The following is a 20,675-nucleotide window of genomic DNA, read 5'->3' on the forward strand; positions in this document are numbered from 1 at the left end:
TGCTTGGTGCGTGTCTCTAACCACGCACCAATTTCTTAGAAGTCGCGCTGCAGGCGGAAGAAGCCTTCAACCCAGTCGGCATCACCCTTACCGTTGACGGTCTGGTTGCCGTAATCTTCCTTGACGTAGGTGGCAGCGAGCTTTGCGTTCAGGTTGGTGACGACTTCGTAATCGAGCGTCACGCCAGCACGCCACATGTTGCCGTCGTCCCAGCTGCCGTTGGAATCGGTGACGATGTTGTCGGTGTACTGAGCAGCCGGAGTGATCGTGAACTTATCCGTTGCCTTGAGAGCGTACTGGGCAACAACGGTCCATTCGCCGATGTTGTAGTATGCGTTGCCACCGTAACCGGCATCGCCGAGGCCGCTCGACCAGACTACAGCCAACTCAGCCTTGCCCGGGCCGAGATCCGCGCCGATGCGTGCCGTTACAGCACCTTCCTGGTTGCCGCCGTCATAACCACCGTAGACTGCCCACGTGAAGTTGCCGAACTTGCCACCGACCGTCGCGTCGTAGCCAAGGGTATTGCCCTTCGTATCAGTGCCAGCACGGAATAGGCTGGTGCGCTGGAAGTCATCAACGACGCCATCGTTACCGCCGAGTTCTTCGAGAGCAACACCTGCGTAGAAGTCGCCAGCATCATACTGGTAGCGGATGGCGTTGAAGTTGGTAGCGTTCGCCATTGCATCGGTTTCGCCAGAGAAGTCGTCATCCCACCAGTTGACAAACTTACCAACGCGCAGACCAGCGATGTCGATGTAAGCCTCATCGATCTTGGCACCGCCGAGCGAGCCACCAAGGTCCGTAGAGTAGCCGGTGCTTACGCCGTTAAAACCGACGTCAGACGGACGGTTGTTGGCTTCGAGAACAATGCGGCTCTGCAGCGTGCCGTATTCAGTGTCGCTCTTGGCGTCAAACCAGACCTTCGCACGAGTGCGCGAACCCCAGTCCTCGTTGTTGTTATCGTCATAGCCATCGCCAGCGCCGAAGCTGGTGTCGAAACGCAGATAGCCGCCGATCTTGAGGCAGGTTTCCGTGCCCGGGATGTAGAAGTAGCCCGTGCCGTAAGCGTCGCAAACGCGTACGTATTCGACAGCTTCCGGCTCAGCAGCGACGATCGCGTCGGCTGCGTGTGCGCCGGTCATGGAAGCCATAGCGGCTGCAGAGCCAAGCAGAATAGACCGAATGTTCATAGCAGTTCCTTTATCAATAGGGCGCAGAGCATCGCGCCGAAAAATCAGCGTTAACCCATCCCAGTTGTTTACGATTCCCCTCGGGGAAGGAGCGGCAACCCGCGCAGTGTTGAATTGCACATGAGGGCAACTGTATCAAGTGGAGGAACAGTAGCTGCAACACCGATGCATGTGGGTGTTGCCGCATTGCAACAAATTTTCACATGCCGTTACCAAGTTATTAACGCAGGACAGCGTTGCGGTCGTTTCGTGGCTCCCCACTCCGAGGTGAGACATCATGTTCGCGGCTAAACGGTTCCCGCGCAGGAAACACATATGGACTCCAAGCATGATGACTGACATGCTTGGAGCATGAGCTTTTTCAACCGAGGTTTTCCTTGCCGCAAGATCTTCGTCTTAATCGCATGCTGCATGTCCTTGTTCATATGGGCGTTGGTAATCGCCGCGAGACATCGGTGACAATCGCTAAAATGCTAGGGACAAGCGCGCCAGCAGTGCGGCGAACGATGGGATTTCTAAGAGAGAGCGGCATCGTTTCCTCTGAAGGAGGAAAGAACGGGGGCTGGAAACTCACTAGAAGATTGAGCGACCTTACCGCGCTAGACGTACAGCGTGCGTTACAGATTGGCCCGCTACTTGCCACGCCGGCGTCTTTAAACCTAGTAGGCAACGACATCGAAAGTAGCACGAACAAGGCCATTGCGACTGCCTACCAGGCCGCCGAAGAAGAGCTGATCGCAGCGCTCGGCGCTTTGCGCCTTTCCGACATCGCAATAGCGCACACTCACGATGTCGATCCCCCTGTGGGTTCCTAAGCTTCTTTGTCGCACGGCGGCGATGCGCTCTGCTAATGGTGCGCAGAGAAATCCTCGCAATCCCTCATTTCTGGGGGTCGTCGCAAAAAGTAATACAATTACTTACCGATAGCGCATCAGCGCATTCAGATCGCGTTCAATAATTCGAAAGCTCTACTATGGCATCAATAACCTCCCCATCGCCAGCTAGCGCCGCTGCCGAGACGAAGACCCACGCGAATTACGTCTGGGCGCTCGTAGCTCTCACCACACTCTTCTTCATGTGGGGTTTCATAACTTGCCTGAATGACATCTTGATCCCTCATTTGAAAAGCGTCTTCCAGCTCACCTACACGCAGTCCATGTTTATTCAGCTGTGTTTCTTCGGCGCCTATTCAATAATTTCGCTTCCCGCAGGAGCCTTGGTTAAACGAATCTCTTACAAATGGGGCATCGTCAGCGGCCTTGCGATTGCCGCGGCCGGGTGCGCACTATTCATTCCAGCTGCAGAATACCGAGTCTATGCGCTCTTCCTTGGCGCACTCTTCGTCCTAGCAACAGGGGTGACGATCCTTCAGGTGGCGGCGAACCCTTACGTGACGGTCCTTGGGAAACCCGATACGGCGGCAAGCAGGCTGAACCTGACGCAAGCCTTCAATTCGCTTGGAACAACGCTCGCCCCTCTCTTTGGCGCTTTCCTCATTCTGTCAGCCGCGACAGTTGCCGCCCCGGACGCTTCTCCCGAGCAGCTTGATGCGATTCGTACTGCGGAGGCAGCCGCCGTCAAACTTCCCTATCTCATTTTAGCGGTGGCCTTTCTGGTTCTTGCATTGGTGTTCGCGGCCCTCAAGCTTCCCAGCGTTAAAGAAGACGAGGAGCAGGGCGAGCAGCTTCCGGGCAGGTCTGCATGGAGCTACCGGCACCTCGTTCTCGGAGCGATCGGAATTTTTGTATACGTCGGCGCTGAAGTCAGTGTGGGCAGCTTCCTCGTAAATTTTTTGTCCGAGCCAACTATCGCGAATTTGCCCGAGGCCGATGCTGCCCACTACGTCTCGTATTTCTGGGGTGGAGCGATGGTCGGAAGGTTCATCGGCTCCGCCGTCATGCGATACGTCGACGACGGTAGGGCACTGGCATTCAATGCAGTCATCTCAGCTATTCTGCTCGGGATTACCGTTTTGACAACCGGGCAGGTAGCAATGTGGTCCGTTCTAGCGATCGGCCTCTTCAATTCCATCATGTTTCCAACAATCTTCAGCCTTGCGCTCCATGGTTTGGGAAGACACACGAGTCAGGGCTCCGGGATTCTTTGCCTAGCAATCGTCGGCGGCGCACTGTTGCCGTTGGTTCAGGGCGCTCTCGCTGACACCATCGGTATCCACATGGCATTCACGATGCCAATTGTCTGCTATCTCTACATCGCATTCTACGGGTCGATAGGATGCCGACCGCGCAGCCTCTAACATGAACAGGGTCGGCCGTAGGGTCGACCCATCGTTCGGTCTAGCGATCGATGATAAAGAAGCGTGCTGGTCGGACTGGGTATCAAACTTCCAGATCAGAGCGATGGATGTCTCGCTCCGAGTGCACACTACCTGCCTTGAGTTCCTCGCCGCAGTCGGAGCAAACAAATTTAGGGTGGAGTACTGCACCACACGAGTGCCTAAATACTACGACGTTCTCCGGATCGTCTCGAACAAACCTGTCGCCCCAATCTCTGATGGCGTGCAATATCGCAAACAGCTGCGTACCCGATTCAGAGAGTCGATATTGATATCGAACCGGCCTGTTTTCGTACTTCTCTTTTGCAATGACACCATGGCTCTCAAGCGCCTTGAGCCTTGCCGCGAGGACGTCGCGAGGCGCTCCTGTGTTTTTCACGATTTCATCGAACTTGGCTGAGCCGAATGTTAACTCCCGGATCGCCAACAGCGCCCATTTCTCACCGATTACTTTGAGAGCGGCATCGATTGAACATATACGTGGATCTACCAGTCGTGGCTTGCGCATAACACTTTAAGTACATCACCCCAAGTGGGTTTGCAACAAAGACCCACCCGCTTCGAGGCGCTACCTTATGAATAGTGCCCTGAAGTCGTTGACGTTAGTACCCGTCGGCCCTGGTTGAAACAGATCACCTATCGCTTCGAAGGCGCTGTAGCTTTTGTTCTCAATAAGGAGTTTCGACGGGTTTAGTCCGCTCCGGATCATGCGGGAGAGAGTTTCGCCGTCTGCAAAGGCACCCGCGTTATCGCCGGTACCGTCTATACCATCAGTATCCGCTGCAAGCAGGTCCACCCTCGAACCGCGAAGCCCGATTGCGAAGGCCAGCGCAAACTCCGTGTTCCGCCCTCCTCTGCCCGCGTCGGAGCCCAGTGTAACCGTCGTTTCGCCTCCCGAGAGAAGTACCACTGGCTTCTCGAAGGGCTGGCCATTATTAGCAATCTCTCGTGCGATCGCCGCGTGCATCGAAGCTATATCGCGGGCCTCCCCCTCGATCGCATCCGAAAGGATGACAGCACGGACGCCGGCCCTTTCAGCTACCGTTGATGCAGCAGCCAAGGAGAGCTTTGATGATGCAACCACGTGATGGACATTTCTCACAAAGGCGTCGTCAGTTGGCTTTGGTGCGTCAGAAGCAGTTGACCTCAGATGCGCGATGACAGCAGGTGGCAATGTCAGCCGATATTGTCCAATGACATCGAGCGCGTCCTGTCGAGTTGTGCCGTCGGGTATCGTCGGCCCCGTTGCCACGAGCGCAGGATCATCGCCGGGGATATCTGACACAATGAAGGTCACAACCCGCGCTTTGGTACTTGCCGCCAAGCGCCCGCCCTTAATGGAAGAGACGTGTTTGCGTATAACATTGATTGCAGAAATAGGCGCGCCGGAAGCGAGAAGGATGCGATTCAGTTCAATTTCATCAGCCAACGTCAGCGAAGGAGGCGGCGCGGGTAGTAAGGCCGAGCCGCCTCCAGACACGAGCGCAATCACCAGATCATCAGCCGTTAGGCTTCGAATGGTCTGAAATAGAACTCCGCTTGCGTGTAACCCTGCTTGATCGGGTACTGGATGACCCGCCTCCAGAACATCGATCGATTTCGTTTCACAACCGAACCCATACCTGGTCACTACCGCGCCGGTCAGCGGTCCGTCCCAAAGCAACTCGAGCTTCCTGGCCATCTGTGCTGACGCCTTGCCAGCGCCGATCACAACTGTACGCCCTTTGGGTTTCGAGGGGAGATGCCTTTTCATCCCCACGGAAGGATCGGCCGCCGCAACGGCAGCGTCAAAGAGGGATCTCAGAAAATCTTTCCGTTCTTCTATCATGTCAGCGATCTAGCTTGGACGCGCGTTAAAACCACGTCGCGGGTACGAAGGCAAAGAGAGCAGGTGTGTTCTCCGCCGAGCGCGAACACACCTGCTGGCAACTTAAGACGCGTAGAAATCGACGACCTGCCTTGCGAACCTCTCAGGATACTGGAAGAGGAAGGCGTGACCACTGTCGCTGTAAAAGGTCGTGATGGCGCCTTTCAGCTTTCGCGCCATTTCGAACGATTGGATAGACGGCTCCATGATGTCGTGCGATCCGTTTGCGACCAGCACTGGGACCTTGATCTCATCAAGCCGAGCCCAAGCCGAATTCTTTCCGCTGTTCCAATTCTGAATCGCTTTTGCCTGCTGCTCCCATGATTCCTGCTTCACCGTGAATACCTGGCCGGACTCATGATGGAAGAACCGCGACAAGACTGCGCCGGCCGCTGCCTTTCCAGTCTCCGTGTGTGAGAAGAAGATGTAGATGATGTCGTCGAGAGACGGCTCGACTTTTTGACGAATTTCGACAGACTTAGGATCTTCGGTCGGACGCACGCTTGGTTCACCCGGGCCGGAGCCCGCGATCACAACCTTGTTTACGATGTCCGCGTGATCCAGTGCCAGTACTTGCGCGATAAAGCCTCCCATTGACCAGCCAAGAATGTCGACCTTCCCATACTTTTGAGTGCGCACAAAATCCGCCACGCCCTCGGCCATCCCGGCAACTGTATCTGGAGCGACGCCGTCGCTTGATCCGATGCCAACGTTATCGAAAACAACAACCCTTCGATCTCTCGAAAGCTCCTCGATCAGCGCAGGATCCCAGTCGTCGATCGTACCGCGGTAGCGCTGCAGCAAAATGATCGGAGTTCCTTCACTTCCACCTATCTCACGATAGCCGTAATTGGCCAGAGCGCCTTGGATGTACTGCGTTTGCGCTGAGTCTGCTTTGAAGTTGGTCACGTGATTTCTCCTTCCAGTGGGTTTGAACATTCGTGAAGCGGGCCGGGAAGCTTATTTGCTTCCCGGCTCGGAGAAGCCGGCGAGCCATGACCGGATCTCGTAGTTCACTTTTTGCGGCGCATCATGGTGCACCCAATGACCGGCATCGGGAATCGAAACGAAACGGTAGGAGTTTTCGAACCACTCCCAGAGATTGCTCAAGTGTCTAAGCGAGAAGTACGGATCGTCCAAGCCCCACAAGATCAACGTCGGAACTTTATAGATGAACGCCGTCACGTCATCAGGTGGCGGATTCCCGTACGGTGGGCCCGGATAGATCTTCTTGTAGTAGTTGAGCATTCCCTCGAGAGGCGAGGCTTTGAGGTAGTCGGCGATATATCGCCTCCACTCTGGATCGCGAATATGACGAACGATGTGATCGGCCTTCTTCGGATCGCCCGCTTTGTATTGGTGATAGGGAAGTGTGTACCGTGCAAGCTTCTGCTGTTCGTTGTCCGCTTGCAGCAGCATAAGGAAGGGCTGCAGCACGGGTGAATTGAGGAGGACCAAACTCTTTACCCTCTCGGGATGAAAGAGCGTAAATGCTTGGAGCACCACGCCACCCCAATCGTGTCCGATCAAATGCGCACTGTCTGCTTGGATGTGATCGAGCAATGCGGTAACGTCGCTTACAAGCTCGGTGATCTGGTAGCGTTCAACGTCAAGCGGGACTGAGCTCGGCGGGTAACCGCGCATGGTCGGCACGTGGACGGTATGATCTTTGGCGAATTCAGCAATTTGCTGATGATACGTGAGGGCATTGTCCGGAAAACCGTGCAGGAAGATCAATGGCTCGCCTGCGCCGTACGACTGGTAGTGAATCGTCACGTCGCCATTTTGTACGGAATTGTCGTTGCAGTTGATATCGCTCAGCGCTTGTAATGCAGACGGCTCGTAGCTAACTGGCATTTTCTGTTCCCGGACAATGGTGTTACTGTCGCTCAAGCGAAAACCATGCCGCCATCTGAGATGATTGTCTGGCCTGTCATGAAGTCAGATTTTGAGGACGCGAGGAACGAGACCGTCTCTCCGACGTCCTTGGGGGTCTGTAGGCGACCAAGCGGGATGCTCGCCACGAGCGATGTCTGAATGTCTTTGGCGGTGTCCCAAAGTGCCGTGTCGACAACGCCTGGCGCATATGCGTTGACAGTGATCCCGTGGGCCGCCCACTCCTGAGCAGCAGCCTGTGTCAGCCCTCGAACAGCAAACTTACTGGACGAATAGGCAGCGAATCCCCCGGCGGCACGATGAGCCACCTGCGAGGCCGCGCCAATAATCTTACCACCAGTGCCTTGCTTAATAAATTGCCGTGCGGCCGCCTGATAAGTGAGAAAGACTCCTCTCACATTGATCTCGAACATGCGATCCCACGCCTCGGGCGACAGATCCAGGAGAGATTCAACACGTGCGATGCCGGCGTTGGCTACAACAACAGTCAAATTTCCAAGCTGCACAAACGCATCGTCAAAAGCTTTTGATACCTGCTCAGCTACTGTTACGTCAGCGAGGACGACCGTACTTTTCCGGCCAAGCGCTCGGACTTCGTTTGCTACCGCTTCAGCCTTCTCGGCTGACTTTGCGATATCATTAATCGCGACATCAAATCCGTCCGACGCGAGCTGAAGAGCGATAGCTCTTCCGATGCCTTGGCCGGCTCCAGTGACCAGCGCAACGCGATTTTGGGTTTCTGACATGATGGCTCCTGACGATTGCTCGTGATGAAAATTGTTTCGACGCCCGGAAGATACCGTTGTGGGTTTGGTTTGCCAACCCACTATTCCTGGATTTTCGGTGTGGGAGTTCGTCGAACCCGGAAACTTGCATCAACACCCGCGGCGGCTCGACCGTCACAATGATCCCAAGCTCTCCATCCAAGTCGCTGAGAAGCAAGCCAACTTTATTGCGGTGGAGTGACCAACCCAGGCTATCTGCGCCATTTAGTCATGCGCTGTGTGTTGAGCGCCGATCCAGAAATCGGATGATGCGGGATATGGAGCTGTCGAGGGTAAATTCGCTAGAGGCGCAGCCTACCCACGATAACTCTCCAGCACTTTTCCCTGGCTAGACGTGAAAGCCCAAGATTGGTTGGGCGCAGGAACTGACAGCTGCGTGCGGCTTTGCCAAAGTGACGCCGTTCCGGCCACACTTGATTGGAGATTGGGTACGGGCTTCGAACAGCATTCTCACCGCAGGTAGCCGGAGAACCGACAAGTGCTTGCACTAGACACGCGGCGACTTCTCCAACAGGATCGCGCGGCCCTGGGAGGAGCAAATGGTCACTCACGCATTAACATGGCAGGCGTCCAAATCTTCGTCGGCACCGGAAGTCGGGGCCGGAATATCCATCGTCGGCCGAGCAGAGCGGCCATTCGGGCACGCCACTCGTCAACAACGCCTGGATGGTATTTTGGAGGTAGGTGATACGATATGGATCATGGGTAGATACCAGCTGCTATCTCCCGTCGCCGCCAGTCTAATCGGTAGGATCGACATCGAGGCGAAGACGCGCGAAGGGAACTCGGTTTCGTTCAAAGCATCCGACAAGAGTTTCTGGTTACCCTGGAACGATGCTGGCCCAATCATTGGCTCAATCCAATCTCTCGGTGCCTCAGAGAATTTGCCCTTGCGACCCCGTCGGTTAGCCCAGCAGTTACAAACAACGAAGGTTCTATCGTCATCTTCGGCTGAGAGCGTGACATCTTTTGCTGAAGCCCTTCGCATGCGGCCGGTTGCTTTCTTGAGCTATTCTTGGTCGCGGTCTACAGACCTGCTTAGCACACTGCTTCCTTTGTTGTCAGACCTCGGATTTGGTGTCTGGGTCGACCGCTGGTCGGGCCCGCGACGTTTCAAAAATGAGCCCGACCCCCTAGTCGAAGAGCTCCTGACCAGGGCGGTGGCAAAATCGGCCCTTCTTATCTCTCTGACGGGTGATGACAGCATCAGCAGAAAGTGGACGGACTTTGAAGGCGCCGTTGCCGATGACCTCGCAAAGCCAATGGTCATGTTGCTAGATAACGATCTTCGGCACCAGCTTAGAACGGGCGATTTGAGGGCTTTCTTGAAGGAGAAGATTAAAGAGCGCTTCCCAGCACCAGCAGTAATTTAGGGTCTGGAGCAAAGTATTGCGCTCTTGCAGGTCGCAACGTCCTGAAACTTGATCAATGCCAAGCAAGGTTCTGACAACAACACCGAAATGCCTTCGACCACACCCTTTCGGCGACCTTAAAAGGATCCTATCTCCTTTGGCCAGCACTCCGGTACGTCCATCCCCCGCAGCCCAGGGCATCGTTCGGAAAGAAAGGATTTTGCATCGTCAACGGATTGCTGCCAGCTAGGTAGAACCTCCTCTCGCCAGGTCTCACCCTTCTGTACTGAGACCGTGCGATCGTCCACGAAGGCCGCACTAAGCCATTTGTACTCCGTGCCAAATGAACCCCAGTCGCGGTGCGGACTATCCATGGTGAAGACGTGGCTGGACATCATCATTCGCCCATTGTCGAAGGTCACAAGAATATTGCGTTGATCAGGGCTCAACTCGGCACCCACAATGCTGCTGTCACTGGAGAAGATTGGCTCAGGATCGAGCGACCAACCGAACGATTTGTCCCAGCGGTAAAGGCTTGCGCTCGGGCTGTAATTTGTGGCGAGGATATCATTGGACGGTGTAAAAACTGCCGATCGAAAATTGCCGATTAATCTGAACCCTGCGGCGTTCGCAAAGCTACCGGCCGCCTTCAGGTCCGCAAGGCGATATACCGTAATCCAGTCCTCCTCGAAATTGGACTTTAAGACAAACCGCAAGTCGTTAGAGAACGCCAGGCAGGATTGCTCTGATGCTTGATCCGCCTCCGAACCCTTTATTTCTCGATTCGCTATGGTGAGTGACGTCCCACCTTTAGGATCCGGCGCGAACGCGACCAACCCGACACTATCGGAAACTTTGCTTTCGGGCTTCTGTGCCACGGCGAGGCCACTACACGATGTCCACAAACTAGTCGGTCGCGTCGGCTCCGTCTGCGCCGGCGTCTCTGAGGGCTTAAGACGATAGCTCTTTATCACCTTCAAAGCTGGGTCTAACAGAGCAATCGAGCCGCTTTCTTCAAAAACTGCGTATGTGGGCCCCCCGGCTTGGCGTTGATGGAAATAGATGCCGCTATCGGTATTGAATACATATAGATCTCTGTTGACGATCACCCCGATCGAGCCGTCGGGACTAAGCTCCATCCATGTCGAGTTTTCCGAACCGAACTTGGCGGCGAAATTAGAGATGATCTGGACCTTCAGATTGTTGTCGGAATTTGGTTCGCTGTCATCGGGCGACAATGCGTAGTCATTTCGCACTCCGCCAGCAGATGTGTTCTCTGTCCTTGTATAAATGAAGCCCTCGCCGAAGGATCGGCATTCAGATTGGGTGAAGCCGACGTCGAGCTTATAATCAGTGAGGTTGTCAGGCGGGACTTGGCCGAGTGTGGTAAAACAATTCTCCGCCCGCAAAGAGCTTATCTGTTCCTCACTTAGAGTGGCTTTTGATAACTTCAGTCCTGCCGTTCCGGACTGCACGCGAAAAACTCCTCTATCGCCTTCCAGCACATACAGCTGCAAATCTTTGGCTTTAAGCAGCGTAGGATAATCTCCGGTCTTGCGGACCACACCTTTGCCAGACTTCAGGTCCATAAGCTCGTAAGATACCTGACCGTCTCCGACGCTGTGGCTGTAGATGACGTTGCCGTCCTTAAAGAGTGTCGTGTTGTTAGCTGTGGCGGGCTCTGAGTAGGTTTTAAGCTTGCTGGCCAGAACGACGGACCCGTCAGAACTGTTTCTGGCCTCCAACGATCCGTCTTCCCGTACGATGAACAGCAACGAGCCATCGGGGTTTTCTTCCATTAGAACCACATTGGCCATTGAATCGGACGCCGCAATTATCGGAACTGAAACGCCTTCTCTGAAGGCCGATACCGCCTTACTGTTCCGGTCATAGAAATAGAGACTTGTTCGACTGGTTGGCCATACTTCTCCCTGAGGCGCGGGGTAGGTCGTTGTCACTCTGGAATAGTCTGCGTATCGCTTCAGGCCCGGGCGAATTTCATCACTGGCTTGTGGGCCGAGGACTTCCCCTGCCCTGACCAACACGGCCGCTGCTGCGTCCAACCTACCGCTGTCCAGCAGGGTATAAGCAACCTCTATAGCTACCTTGGCTGCGTTGTGCCGTAACTGCTGGCTGCTGGCGTACAGGTAATAGCTGATCGCTAACAAAAATGCTGCGGCGGCAACCGCTGCAGCTGCCGCTACAGCCCTGAAACGCCTTCTACTCTTGTTGGTGAGAAGGGTCTCATCGTGATCCTTTTTGATGCAGGCTGCCAGGTATTCATCTTGGACCTGCTCCAAGTTGTTCGCGGCGCCAGATTGTAGCGCGTGCTGCAAGCTCCTCAGGCGTTCGCCAAGGTGAAGCAGTCTGTTGATCGGCCGCCCGTTCTTGTCCCATCGGACGGCATCCTTCGAAAACTCGTCCACCTGCTTAAGATTGACCGATCGATCTTGAAGCCACAGAGCAAGAGCCGGCCACTGCCGAAGAAGAGCTTCGTGAGCGAACTCGACTGTTGGCTCACCATCCGGCCCCTTATCCAGGACTGCTAGGCGCTCTTCAACCAGTTTATCGACAACTGCCCGGGCGTCTGCCGGCATCTTTGACAACTCCGACACCCTCCTCACGGGCAAGTTGGCATCGGCATCAAACCCGGCAAGCCATGGAAATAGCGATCTCTGCAGGAGCTGGTTGCGGTCGACGGGGTCATCAACGCCTATGGACGCTTCAAACGACGCGATGGATGATTGAACCATTCCGCCGAGGCCGCCTTCGGCGAGATAATCTTGGAGTGTGATGTTCCCTTTGCCGCCATGCCGCCGATAGAGACGTTCCATCGTCAGAGCTAGAAGTGAGAGGCTATCTCGGCTTCCATCATGAGATGCGTCATCAAGCAGTCTATCTACTAGCTGAGGCTCGACGTCGAATTCGCGGTCGGTGTCCCTTAGCGCTAAAGACGGCCCCTCTATGAAATCGCGAAATGCGGTCTTCGACAGGGCAGGTAGCGAATAGACGTCCATTGGCTTTTCCCGCAAGACCGGAGAGTTCTGCAGTAGGTGAAAAGAGTCCGAACGTATCGTGGTAAGGAGTAGGAAACCTGGACTGAGATTGGCGTAAAGGAACCCAACAAAATCAAGAAGAGCGTCGCGCTCTGGAGAAACTGTGCGAGCCAGCTCTTCGGCCTGGTCGATAGCAAGAACAAAGGTCGAAGGGGCCCTGGAATTGACGCTAGAATCCTCCATGATCTTTCCCGAAATGGCCTCACATAACTTATCATGCGATCCGCTCTTCATCAGACCTTCAACATCTGCCGAAGACCAAGCAGCACTACCATTTGTCAAAAACTCAGCCAAGGCGGGAGCGATCCCATGTCGGCCAGAGATTGGAGTCGCACCTGGTCGAATAACCGGAAGAACGGCATATCCCGCTTTGTCGCGTCTGAGCCGGGCCGAAATCCCAGCCCTTAAGAAAGAGGACTTCCCCGAACCCGAAGCACCGACAATCGTAAAAATTTGAGATCGTTTTACCTCGCGGCCTGTCTTGAGCCGTTCCAAAACATCGGTGATCTGCGCATCCCGGCCGTAGAAAATCCCGGCGTCCTCATCTTCAAACGGTTGCAGACCGCGATAGGGCTCGCGGTTCAGATCCGAGATTGGCGGCCATCTAAAGTGGTTCGGACTAATATCTGCTTTGATCAAGCCTGAGCGCAGTCGTTCAAGACCCGAACGCGAATAGTTTCGCGCAAGACTTCGTCCATCCGGGTGAACTGCACGCAGCAACTCATGATCTGTCCCAGCGCTCAGGCTGATGTATTGCCACTTAGCCGCAATCTTCGCAGGGATCTGGCCTTCAGCCAGGTCATCTATAATGACTGGGAAAATTTTTCGGCCAGCCCCGTAGGCGATGTCCAACTCTTTAGGGCACCATTCGGACACGACCCAGTTCTTGCTTAAGACACAGATGAACGCGTCCGCCTGGAAAATCGCAGCTGTGAGCGTTGCAACCCATTCGTCACCAGCTGCAAAGCCGCGTTTCGGGTCCAGATCGAGAAAAACGTCGTTCCAACCCTCGTTAAGGAGCCACTCCTTCAGCAAAACCGCGTCTGCCGCATTCGGGTGAGCGTAACTGATGAAGATCGAACCCATGGTCATTCCCTCGTTACAGCAACTTGTCGGATGCCTCAGCGTGAACGTCAACCGCTACTTTGAGAACAAGTACCAATAAATTTCCTTGCGTTTAAGTTGCGCGAGCGTATTTTGTTGGCCGGCAGGGCTTATTATTTGAATATCGGTTCATTTTTGGCGTCACGGTACTCGCGGCTGCAGTACCGCAGAGGGGAGGTCGTGTATGCACGGCAATGATATACTTGAAAAAGCGTCCGCGCATGTAGGCGAACGGTACATCCTGGGTGCGCGGGCCCCCCTTGATAACGCTGGGTGGCGCGGACCTTGGGACTGCGCAGAATATTGTTCTTGGCTTTCTTATCAAACTTATGGCGTGGTGTTCGGTTGCGGAACGAAGACCGTGCGTGGCGCGGACCCATATTCAGGATACTGGGCTAGCGAAGCAGAGAAAAGCGACCGCAAGATCTCGGTCACCGATGCCGTAAGGACGCCTGGTGCGTTTCTCATCCGTAAGCCTGTTTCGGCCCCCACCAATCGCATTGGACACGTAGCGATCTCGATCGGCGATGGCCGCGTTTACGAAGCCGCGGGGGCAAAGCTGGGTGTGCGGATTGGACCCGTCGAGGGCCGCCGTTGGGATCTGGGTGTCCTTCTCCCCGGAGTGGAATATGCCTCGCACGCATCTACTTCCAAGATCGAGAAGGTGGCCGATCTGGGGAAGCTGCTTATTCTCCGCCAGCAAGATGAGCCACTCTTCGATGAGCACGTTGTGGAGCTTCAACTGGCATTGAAGACAAAGGGCTTTGACCCGGGCAGGGTCGACGGTCAGTTCGGCCCAATTACCGAGGCAGCTGTGTATTCATACCAGCTCACTGAAGGGCTGCTGCCAGATGGTGAGGTCGGGCCAAACACAGGCTCGGCACTGGGACTTCCCTATTGGGACACGACGAGAGGTGGCAAGAAGCAGGATGCGTCCGGTGCGAAGGCAACAGGTCCCGAGACAATCTCACATGACGATTTCGGTGCGGTGGTCAATGTGAGCTCAGCTTTCAACGCGCTCAAAGGTGAATATGAAGAGCTGTTCAATAGCTGCATTGTGCAGGATCGCAAAAATGAGATAGCCGCCCTCGCTCGGCGGATCGCAAGCAATCGTGAGCGATACGAGCGACTGGTAAGTAGCTTCCGTGGTAAGCCCGGCGAGGCAATGCCTTGGTATTTTGTTGCGCTCATGCATGCGATGGAGGCTTCCGGTGACATTGGTCTTTTTCGAACGCATCTTCATAATGGAGATCCGCTAGTTCGGCCCACTGTTCACGTACCAAAGGACCGCCCGTCAAAGACGGGGTCGAATTTTTCCTGGGAAGCAAGTGCTCGCGACGCTTTGGAGATCAAAGGGTACGATGGACAATCTGATTGGAGTCTCCCTAAAATGCTGAACCTCCTCGAAAAGTACAATGGATTTGGTCCTCGATCTAAGGGCCATGCGACGGCCTACCTTTGGTCCTATTCCAATCACTACAAGCGTGGAAAGTACGTTGCGGATCGCGTTTGGAGCGACGACGCCGTTTCAAAGCAGCCCGGCGCGGCGACCATCCTGAAGCAACTTGTCGACGACGGCGTTGTCTCTCTTTAGAGGTGATAAAGTGCTCCGGTTACTAATCGCGTCTGTTGCGGCTGCCGTCAGTGCGACTAGCTCCGCGGGGGCCGCCGAGGCTGTGGTGCTCCAACAGACTTACTGGCCGCTAATCTGGGCGTTAGCGCTTGCTCTGGTTTCGAGCACAGCGGTCTATATTGCGATAAAATCGAAAGTGAAAGGCACGTACTCTGGCCCTGAATTGAAAATAAACGAAGCGTCTTTCAAGATAGGGTCGGTCACTGCTTTATTTGCCATTTTTGGCATCATCGCAGCCTTTCTGGCGGCGTACGGCATCTCCGATAGTCCGTCGAGCAACGTTGTAAAGCTGTTTGGAACGAACTTGTTGGCTGCGGCTACGGGCGGATCGCTGGGGGCGTTGCTCGGGTTTCTGTTCGGAATTCCCCGCACGCTTGATCCAGCCGCTCGGGCAGCTGTAGCGGACGCTGACGGAAGAAACTCAAGCAAAACCGACGTCGTCCTAGCTTCCAACACGAACCTTGAGCGCGTATCTGATTGGCTGACGACACTATTAATCGGCGCAACACTCGTACAACTTGGTGCGATAGTGCCCGCGCTGAAATCGTTCGCTCAATATTTGACTTCGTCCGAGGGGCAAATCCAGGGGCCACTCCTTCTAATTCTTGCGTACTTTTTTGTTTTGGGTTTCCTCGGCATCTACCTCATAACCCGGCTATTCCTGACGAACGCCCTGACGCAGTCGTTGGCTATGCTGGTCGCCGGCCAACACCGCGACGACAATAAGACGCTGGCATCAGCGATCTCCGAAGCTAAACCGCAAACACAGGCCGAGCGATCGGCGCTTCTGTCCCTGATTGACAGATGGCCCGTAACTGACGGGGAGCGGTCAGGTCCTGACCTGAATTTTTCACTCGCTATCCTCTTGTACGATTATCTCTCTTCACAAGGTGCCGAACACGAGGTGGAGCGCCGCGAGAAACTTCAGGAAACAGCGTTACGTGCGGCCGAAAAGCCAGAGCTCCGAAAAAGGCTTGTTCAGAGGTTCGAGGATGGCCTTAAGGATCCACACAGCAAGGAGCTTGCCAACAATCTTCTGACATCGCTTTCGAAAAATCAAACATCGAACTGATCGAGCGCCTGCCGCTTTCTGGCGGACTGTTGACTTTGCAGGGATGCCCGAACCCGAATGTGTTGACGACGCGAATTCCCCGATTGACCTTTTCCCGATGCTGGATGCATTTCTGTCGGCCACTTTCCCGCAGGAGATGCAGTTGTCCGTCGGTTACTATGGTTCAAATTTTGGCAACGTGAAGCGAAAGGTCTTCGTCAGCTATCACCACGCGGGAGATCAGGCTTATTACAACGCGTTCTCGCAACGGTTTCACGATAATTACGATGTGATATCGGATAACTCGTTGGAACGGCGCGTTAATAGCGACGACGCAGAGTACGTAATGCGCAATATTCGCGAGAACTACATAACCGGTAGCTCTTGCACTATCGTTCTGGTTGGTAACCAGACCTGGGGGCGGCGCTACGTTGACTGGGAAATTAAAGCAACGCTCGATCGACAGCACAGCCTGATTGGCGTCCAACTGCCCTCACTCAGACCGCTGCCGAACGGTCTGTACAGCGTGCCTGGTAGGCTTCACGACAACATTCAGTCAGGCTACGCTCTTTGGGTTACGTGGGCGGACATCACCTCAAGCCCTCAGCGATGCGCTGGATTGATTGAGGCAGCCGCCAGCCGTAACAGGGTCTTTATAATGAACGGCAGAGACCGGCTCGTGCGCAATCTAGCTTAGAACCAGCGCCTCTGGCCTACGTTCTGGACGGCAGAAAACCCTGCCCGAGCGCAGCCATCCATTGTTCGAGCGACGGTGTTGGCCCGACGTTGCCAAGAACCGCCTTCAAGAAAAGCTTGTCGCCGATATGTTCGCCAAGCGACCTGTAAGCCTCGAACTGCGTTTCAGAGAAGAATTGGTCGGCGGTTGTGTGATGCGGAAACGAGGGTTCGTCCAGCCTGTACCGCCGCAGAAACTCGCCTTCATTTCCGGTCAACGACAGTTTGACGTAGAGGAGATAGCCGATTTCCCACCCACCTCCGTTCGCCTTTGGATACCGAACCCGGCAAAACCGAAAATGGGACCGGCTGATACCACCCTCACCTAACCGGAGGTCATCCAATTCCGCGTCAATCTGGATGCCAAAATCTATCGACGCCAGCCGTTGAAGATTGGTTAGAGCGTGGAAGGTCATTGCCGGATCGCTTTCGCCATCAACAGCGATGATAAATTTGCAGCGCCGGCGCAGTAGCTCATACACGCCGAGATTTTCGATGTGCCCGCCGTCGGACAGATGGAGAAATGGTGCATTCTCATCAGCCATCGCCGCGAACTCTTTGCCAAGATAGTAGAATGGCGGCTTGCTTGGCGCGTTGCCCGGTTTCTGAACCCACGCACCCAGTCGGACATTCATCAGCGTCATCCAGAAGCTACCGAAACGCGTAGTCCGTAGTCCCATCTGAGGAGAGACAGCGGCACCCGAAAGGGCAATCAGGTTTCCGATATCCAGGCTCTTGTTCGCTTGCTCCCAATCCCTCATCGACTGGTAAGGGACCACGGTCGATCCAGCAGCAGCGGGCGTGAACGAGAATACGTCGGACAAACGACCGCGCATTGCGGGCTGCTGTGATCCAGGAACATTGAGTGCGCAGTTTATGATCGGATACATCGCCTTTGCTGGCTTGAACTCGCTCAGCCGCATAACATCCTGATTCCGCGTGACGCCAAAAAACGCTTGCGCGAGTTTCGCTCGATAGTACCCATGGAGGGAGAGCGAGTTGATATCGACCAGCCACGCCAGGATAAAAACTCCAGCCACCATCCCAAGCGGTACGGCGACGGCATGCCCAAATGGCAGCGTCGATCCAGTGAGATTACTCATAACGGCGGCGAAGACACCTTCAGCGACTATTGCCAGCAATATCGTCACCGCAGCGATAATAGGCGCTTTCAACCTGACAAATGCAGTGCTGAAAGATGCCAGAACTGCCACCAAGCAGGCGAACACGACCAGCAATATGATCGACGTAGAGCCCACGCTGTCGTCCGTATTTGCTGCGAAGAGGCTTTCTACGAGGGCATGCGAGTAGCCGACGAAAAACCACAGCGGCGGCAGGATAAACAGGGCGCCCAAAACCCACTGCATCACTGTCAACTTCCAGCCCAGCCACGGCATTCGCCCATAGCCAAATTGCAATATGGCCAGCGAGAGGACAGGTAGACCCACGGAGATTGCCGCAGCTACGTATCGACCTTCGTCAGTGTTGTCGAACCGCAGCACTGAGTTAAGCCACGCAAACACCGCGATCACGGTCATTGCCACAAAAACGTTAATGAAAACGCCGCACGTCGCTCGCATCGCCAGGATAGTCCGCTCACCAAACTTCGCAGAGAGAAACCGACTTCTTTGGCGCAGACCCATAAGCAGATCGGACTCTCGTTCGCCATGTTTGAAAGGCTCATCGTTAGCTTCGAGACCCGCATCGGCGCTGGAAATCCGTCCGCCGAGGATGTTGGTTAGAAAACCGCCAGTGTATCCCCCGCCGGACACAGTCGATAGGTAATCGATCTCCTTAAGTATGCCACGCCGGGCAAGAGATGCTATGACCCCTAGCGAAAAAGTCGCACTTCTGATGCCACCTCCCGATAAGGCCAGCCCTGAAGCCCAGTCTCTGTTTTTAATGCCATACGTTGCTCGACGCGCTTCAACATCTCGGACTTCATCTTGAGCGTACTGCGGCCGCTGCAATGGATCGGTTCCGGCAGGTCTCCATGCGACCGGCTGGTCCATTTCTGCCGCGATCTCCGCCAAGCGCGTGTCCGCCGGCTGACTGATGTTGTAGCCCGGCCTACCGATAATTAAGGATAAAACGGCGTCGAGAACCACGAGTTTCGGCTGCAGGTTCGCAAGATCCTCTCGGAACTCGTCTGATGAATCGAGAGCTTTAAGAGCGCCAGCATTCGACCTAAGATGCCAACTGGCGGTGAACGGCCTCACCTCATTGTTGAGCACATGCCATACGATCAACTCGAAATTTTGGCTCTCGATATGTTTCTGGCTTGCTTCCCGGGCGTAATCGAACAGCTTGTAGACGCTGGTTAGGGCTGCCTTCTCAACGCCATCGCCGTAATTGAGTTTCTGGGTTGAGATTCTGGAATAGAGCTGAACGCGAAACTCATGGGCAGCCAACTTGTCGTCATCGGTCATGTCCCACAGCCGGGCTCCATGAACTTTCAGAAACTGCTCGCCAAAGGCGTCGTTGAACCCATCGACCTTGCCCAAGACCGACATGAACGTCTCTAATGTACTCATAGTCGCGATCCACCCAATGAAGCTTTGAGCCCAGCTTCGACGTCCCCTGCCCATGCGAAAGCTCCATGAAGTTGTTGCACGTTTCCGGCGAAAATGCACTATACTGGCAACTCGCGAATAAATTGATTTTTTCGTGGAACCGATGCACGATCCCACCTTGGTCTACGTGGGCATGGCGGCACACCACTGCTCGACAAAGGGATGGATTGCGTATGGTTTTGAAAGACAAGGTCGTGCTGATCTCCGTCAGCGCGACTTCTTCGCAGGAGAAGACAGCAGAGCTCGAAAAAACACTTCTAACGCTGTGTGACAAGCTATCCAAGCACCAGGCACGCATCGCCTACGGCGGAAACCTCGATCCAGACGGCTTCACCTTCAAGATCGAACGTAAAATGGCAGACCGCCACTTAGGTCCAAAGTCCGCATTCATTCACATCATCGACCAGCCGACTTTCCTTGCCAGCTCTTTCGAGCAATTAGGGGAGCTCCTTGGCTCTCGAGAAAAACTGGTCGAAACACAAGTGTGCCTCGGCACCAACGTTCTGACTCTTGGCTGGCGGCGTGGACGCCTCTCCTTCGACCGGGGCCGAGATACTACTGAAACTTTGGATCGATCAGAGTTTGACGCATTTCAGCGACGCTACGCTGTTCAGCCGGAAGATGGATACACGAACTCACGACGTGCAAAAGCTGACATCGTGGATGCTTGCGTGGCGATCGGGGGAAAGACAGGCATTGTTGGTAACAGCGCAGACAAGTTTTTTGGCCGCCTCCCCGGCATCGCGGAAGAAGTCTATTACACGCTCTGCGCTGGCAGACCCGTAGTACCCGTGGCCAGCCTCGGCGGCTGCGCTCATGATGTTGCCGTCGCGCTACGGATCATCCGTGACAGTTCAGGAACCGAAGTCCAGCACCAAGTTGGCTTTGAGCAAGCCATGACGGCACTAGTGAGCGTGTCAGGAAAAATTCCTGAGCATGTGAGGCAAGATCTCCAGCTGGCCGCGGGGCCCCATACCGCAGCTGAGATCTCTCAAGCCGTGGTCAACGTCATCTCTCGTTGGAACGCCGGCCAGCCCCAAGGTGGCAATTTATACACAGGCATGTAACCAAAAATTGCGCAATCGGCCTGCTCCCCGCGTTGGATGTGTTCAACCATTCTGTCTTGTAGTATGA

15 protein-coding genes are annotated in these 20,675 nt (G+C 54.8%); 7 read left to right on the forward strand and 8 right to left on the reverse strand.

The features are described from left to right. Positions 1-35: 35 nt before the first annotated feature. Entirely contained in the window at positions 36-1,193 is a 1,158-nt protein-coding gene (locus ACEN84_RS31130; protein ID WP_413711800.1) for a porin, read from the reverse strand. 377 nt (positions 1,194-1,570) lie between these two features. On the opposite strand from ACEN84_RS31130, the gene ACEN84_RS31135 reads away from it, so the two are divergent. After that, complete coding sequence (locus ACEN84_RS31135; protein ID WP_413711801.1) at positions 1,571-2,008, forward strand: Rrf2 family transcriptional regulator; 438 nt, start codon at positions 1,571-1,573, stop codon at positions 2,006-2,008. Between the two features lie 158 nt (positions 2,009-2,166). Then, positions 2,167-3,450 carry an L-fucose:H+ symporter permease gene (gene fucP / locus ACEN84_RS31140; RefSeq protein ID WP_413711802.1) on the forward strand — a complete coding sequence of 428 codons (1,284 nt, stop codon included), beginning with the start codon at positions 2,167-2,169 and terminating at the stop codon, positions 3,448-3,450. 82 nt (positions 3,451-3,532) lie between these two features. On the opposite strand, the gene ACEN84_RS31145 is transcribed toward fucP, so the two are convergent. The 5 genes from ACEN84_RS31145 to ACEN84_RS31165 all read right to left on the reverse strand — a co-directional run bounded on the left by ACEN84_RS31145 (position 3,533) and on the right by ACEN84_RS31165 (position 7,998). Beyond that, on the reverse strand, positions 3,533-3,997 hold the full coding sequence (locus ACEN84_RS31145) for a winged helix-turn-helix transcriptional regulator (RefSeq protein ID WP_413711803.1): 465 nt from the start codon (positions 3,995-3,997) through the stop codon (positions 3,533-3,535). A gap of 60 nt (positions 3,998-4,057) precedes the next feature. Then, positions 4,058-5,317: a glycerate kinase gene (locus tag ACEN84_RS31150; RefSeq protein ID WP_413711804.1), complete on the reverse strand. Its 1,260-nt coding sequence runs from the start codon at positions 5,315-5,317 to the stop codon at positions 4,058-4,060. A 102-nt stretch (positions 5,318-5,419) separates the two neighbouring features. Further along, the gene (locus ACEN84_RS31155; RefSeq protein WP_413711805.1) at positions 5,420-6,265 is read right to left on the reverse strand and encodes an alpha/beta fold hydrolase; all 846 of its coding nucleotides are present in this window, start codon (positions 6,263-6,265) and stop codon (positions 5,420-5,422) included. 51 nt (positions 6,266-6,316) lie between these two features. Beyond that, the gene (locus tag ACEN84_RS31160; protein WP_413711806.1) at positions 6,317-7,213 is read right to left on the reverse strand and encodes an alpha/beta fold hydrolase; all 897 of its coding nucleotides are present in this window, start codon (positions 7,211-7,213) and stop codon (positions 6,317-6,319) included. A 32-nt stretch (positions 7,214-7,245) separates the two neighbouring features. Then, positions 7,246-7,998, reverse strand: a complete 753-nt coding sequence (locus tag ACEN84_RS31165) for an SDR family oxidoreductase (protein ID WP_413711807.1) — start codon at positions 7,996-7,998, stop codon at positions 7,246-7,248. A 578-nt stretch (positions 7,999-8,576) separates the two neighbouring features. On the opposite strand from ACEN84_RS31165, the gene ACEN84_RS31170 reads away from it, so the two are divergent. Then, positions 8,577-9,410, forward strand: coding sequence for a hypothetical protein (locus tag ACEN84_RS31170; protein ID WP_413711808.1), 834 nt, complete (start codon positions 8,577-8,579; stop codon positions 9,408-9,410). 116 nt (positions 9,411-9,526) lie between these two features. On the opposite strand, the gene ACEN84_RS31175 is transcribed toward ACEN84_RS31170, so the two are convergent. Next, complete coding sequence (locus ACEN84_RS31175) at positions 9,527-13,531, reverse strand: TIR domain-containing protein (RefSeq protein WP_413711809.1); 4,005 nt, start codon at positions 13,529-13,531, stop codon at positions 9,527-9,529. Between the two features lie 202 nt (positions 13,532-13,733). Between ACEN84_RS31175 and ACEN84_RS31180 the strand changes: the two genes are divergently transcribed. From ACEN84_RS31180 to ACEN84_RS31190, 3 genes are all read left to right on the forward strand, one after another. Beyond that, entirely contained in the window at positions 13,734-15,143 is a 1,410-nt protein-coding gene (locus ACEN84_RS31180) for a peptidoglycan-binding protein (RefSeq protein ID WP_413711810.1), read from the forward strand. 85 nt (positions 15,144-15,228) lie between these two features. Beyond that, a complete protein-coding gene (locus ACEN84_RS31185; RefSeq protein WP_413711811.1) occupies positions 15,229-16,254 on the forward strand; it encodes a hypothetical protein in 1,026 nt (341 codons plus the stop codon). A 43-nt stretch (positions 16,255-16,297) separates the two neighbouring features. Then, a complete protein-coding gene (locus tag ACEN84_RS31190) occupies positions 16,298-16,930 on the forward strand; it encodes a TIR domain-containing protein (RefSeq protein WP_413711812.1) in 633 nt (210 codons plus the stop codon). Between the two features lie 16 nt (positions 16,931-16,946). Here the strand turns inward: ACEN84_RS31190 and ACEN84_RS31195 are convergent, their stop codons facing one another. Beyond that, positions 16,947-19,481, reverse strand: coding sequence for a hypothetical protein (locus ACEN84_RS31195; protein WP_413711813.1), 2,535 nt, complete (start codon positions 19,479-19,481; stop codon positions 16,947-16,949). Between the two features lie 233 nt (positions 19,482-19,714). Here ACEN84_RS31195 and ACEN84_RS31200 point away from each other — a divergent pair, with 233 nt between their 5' ends. Next, a complete protein-coding gene (locus ACEN84_RS31200) occupies positions 19,715-20,608 on the forward strand; it encodes a hypothetical protein (RefSeq protein WP_413711814.1) in 894 nt (297 codons plus the stop codon). Positions 20,609-20,675: the final 67 nt, after the last annotated feature.

This window comes from Rhizobium sp. Rhizsp82 (genome assembly GCF_047325115.1).
GTDB lineage: Bacteria > Pseudomonadota > Alphaproteobacteria > Rhizobiales > Rhizobiaceae > Rhizobium.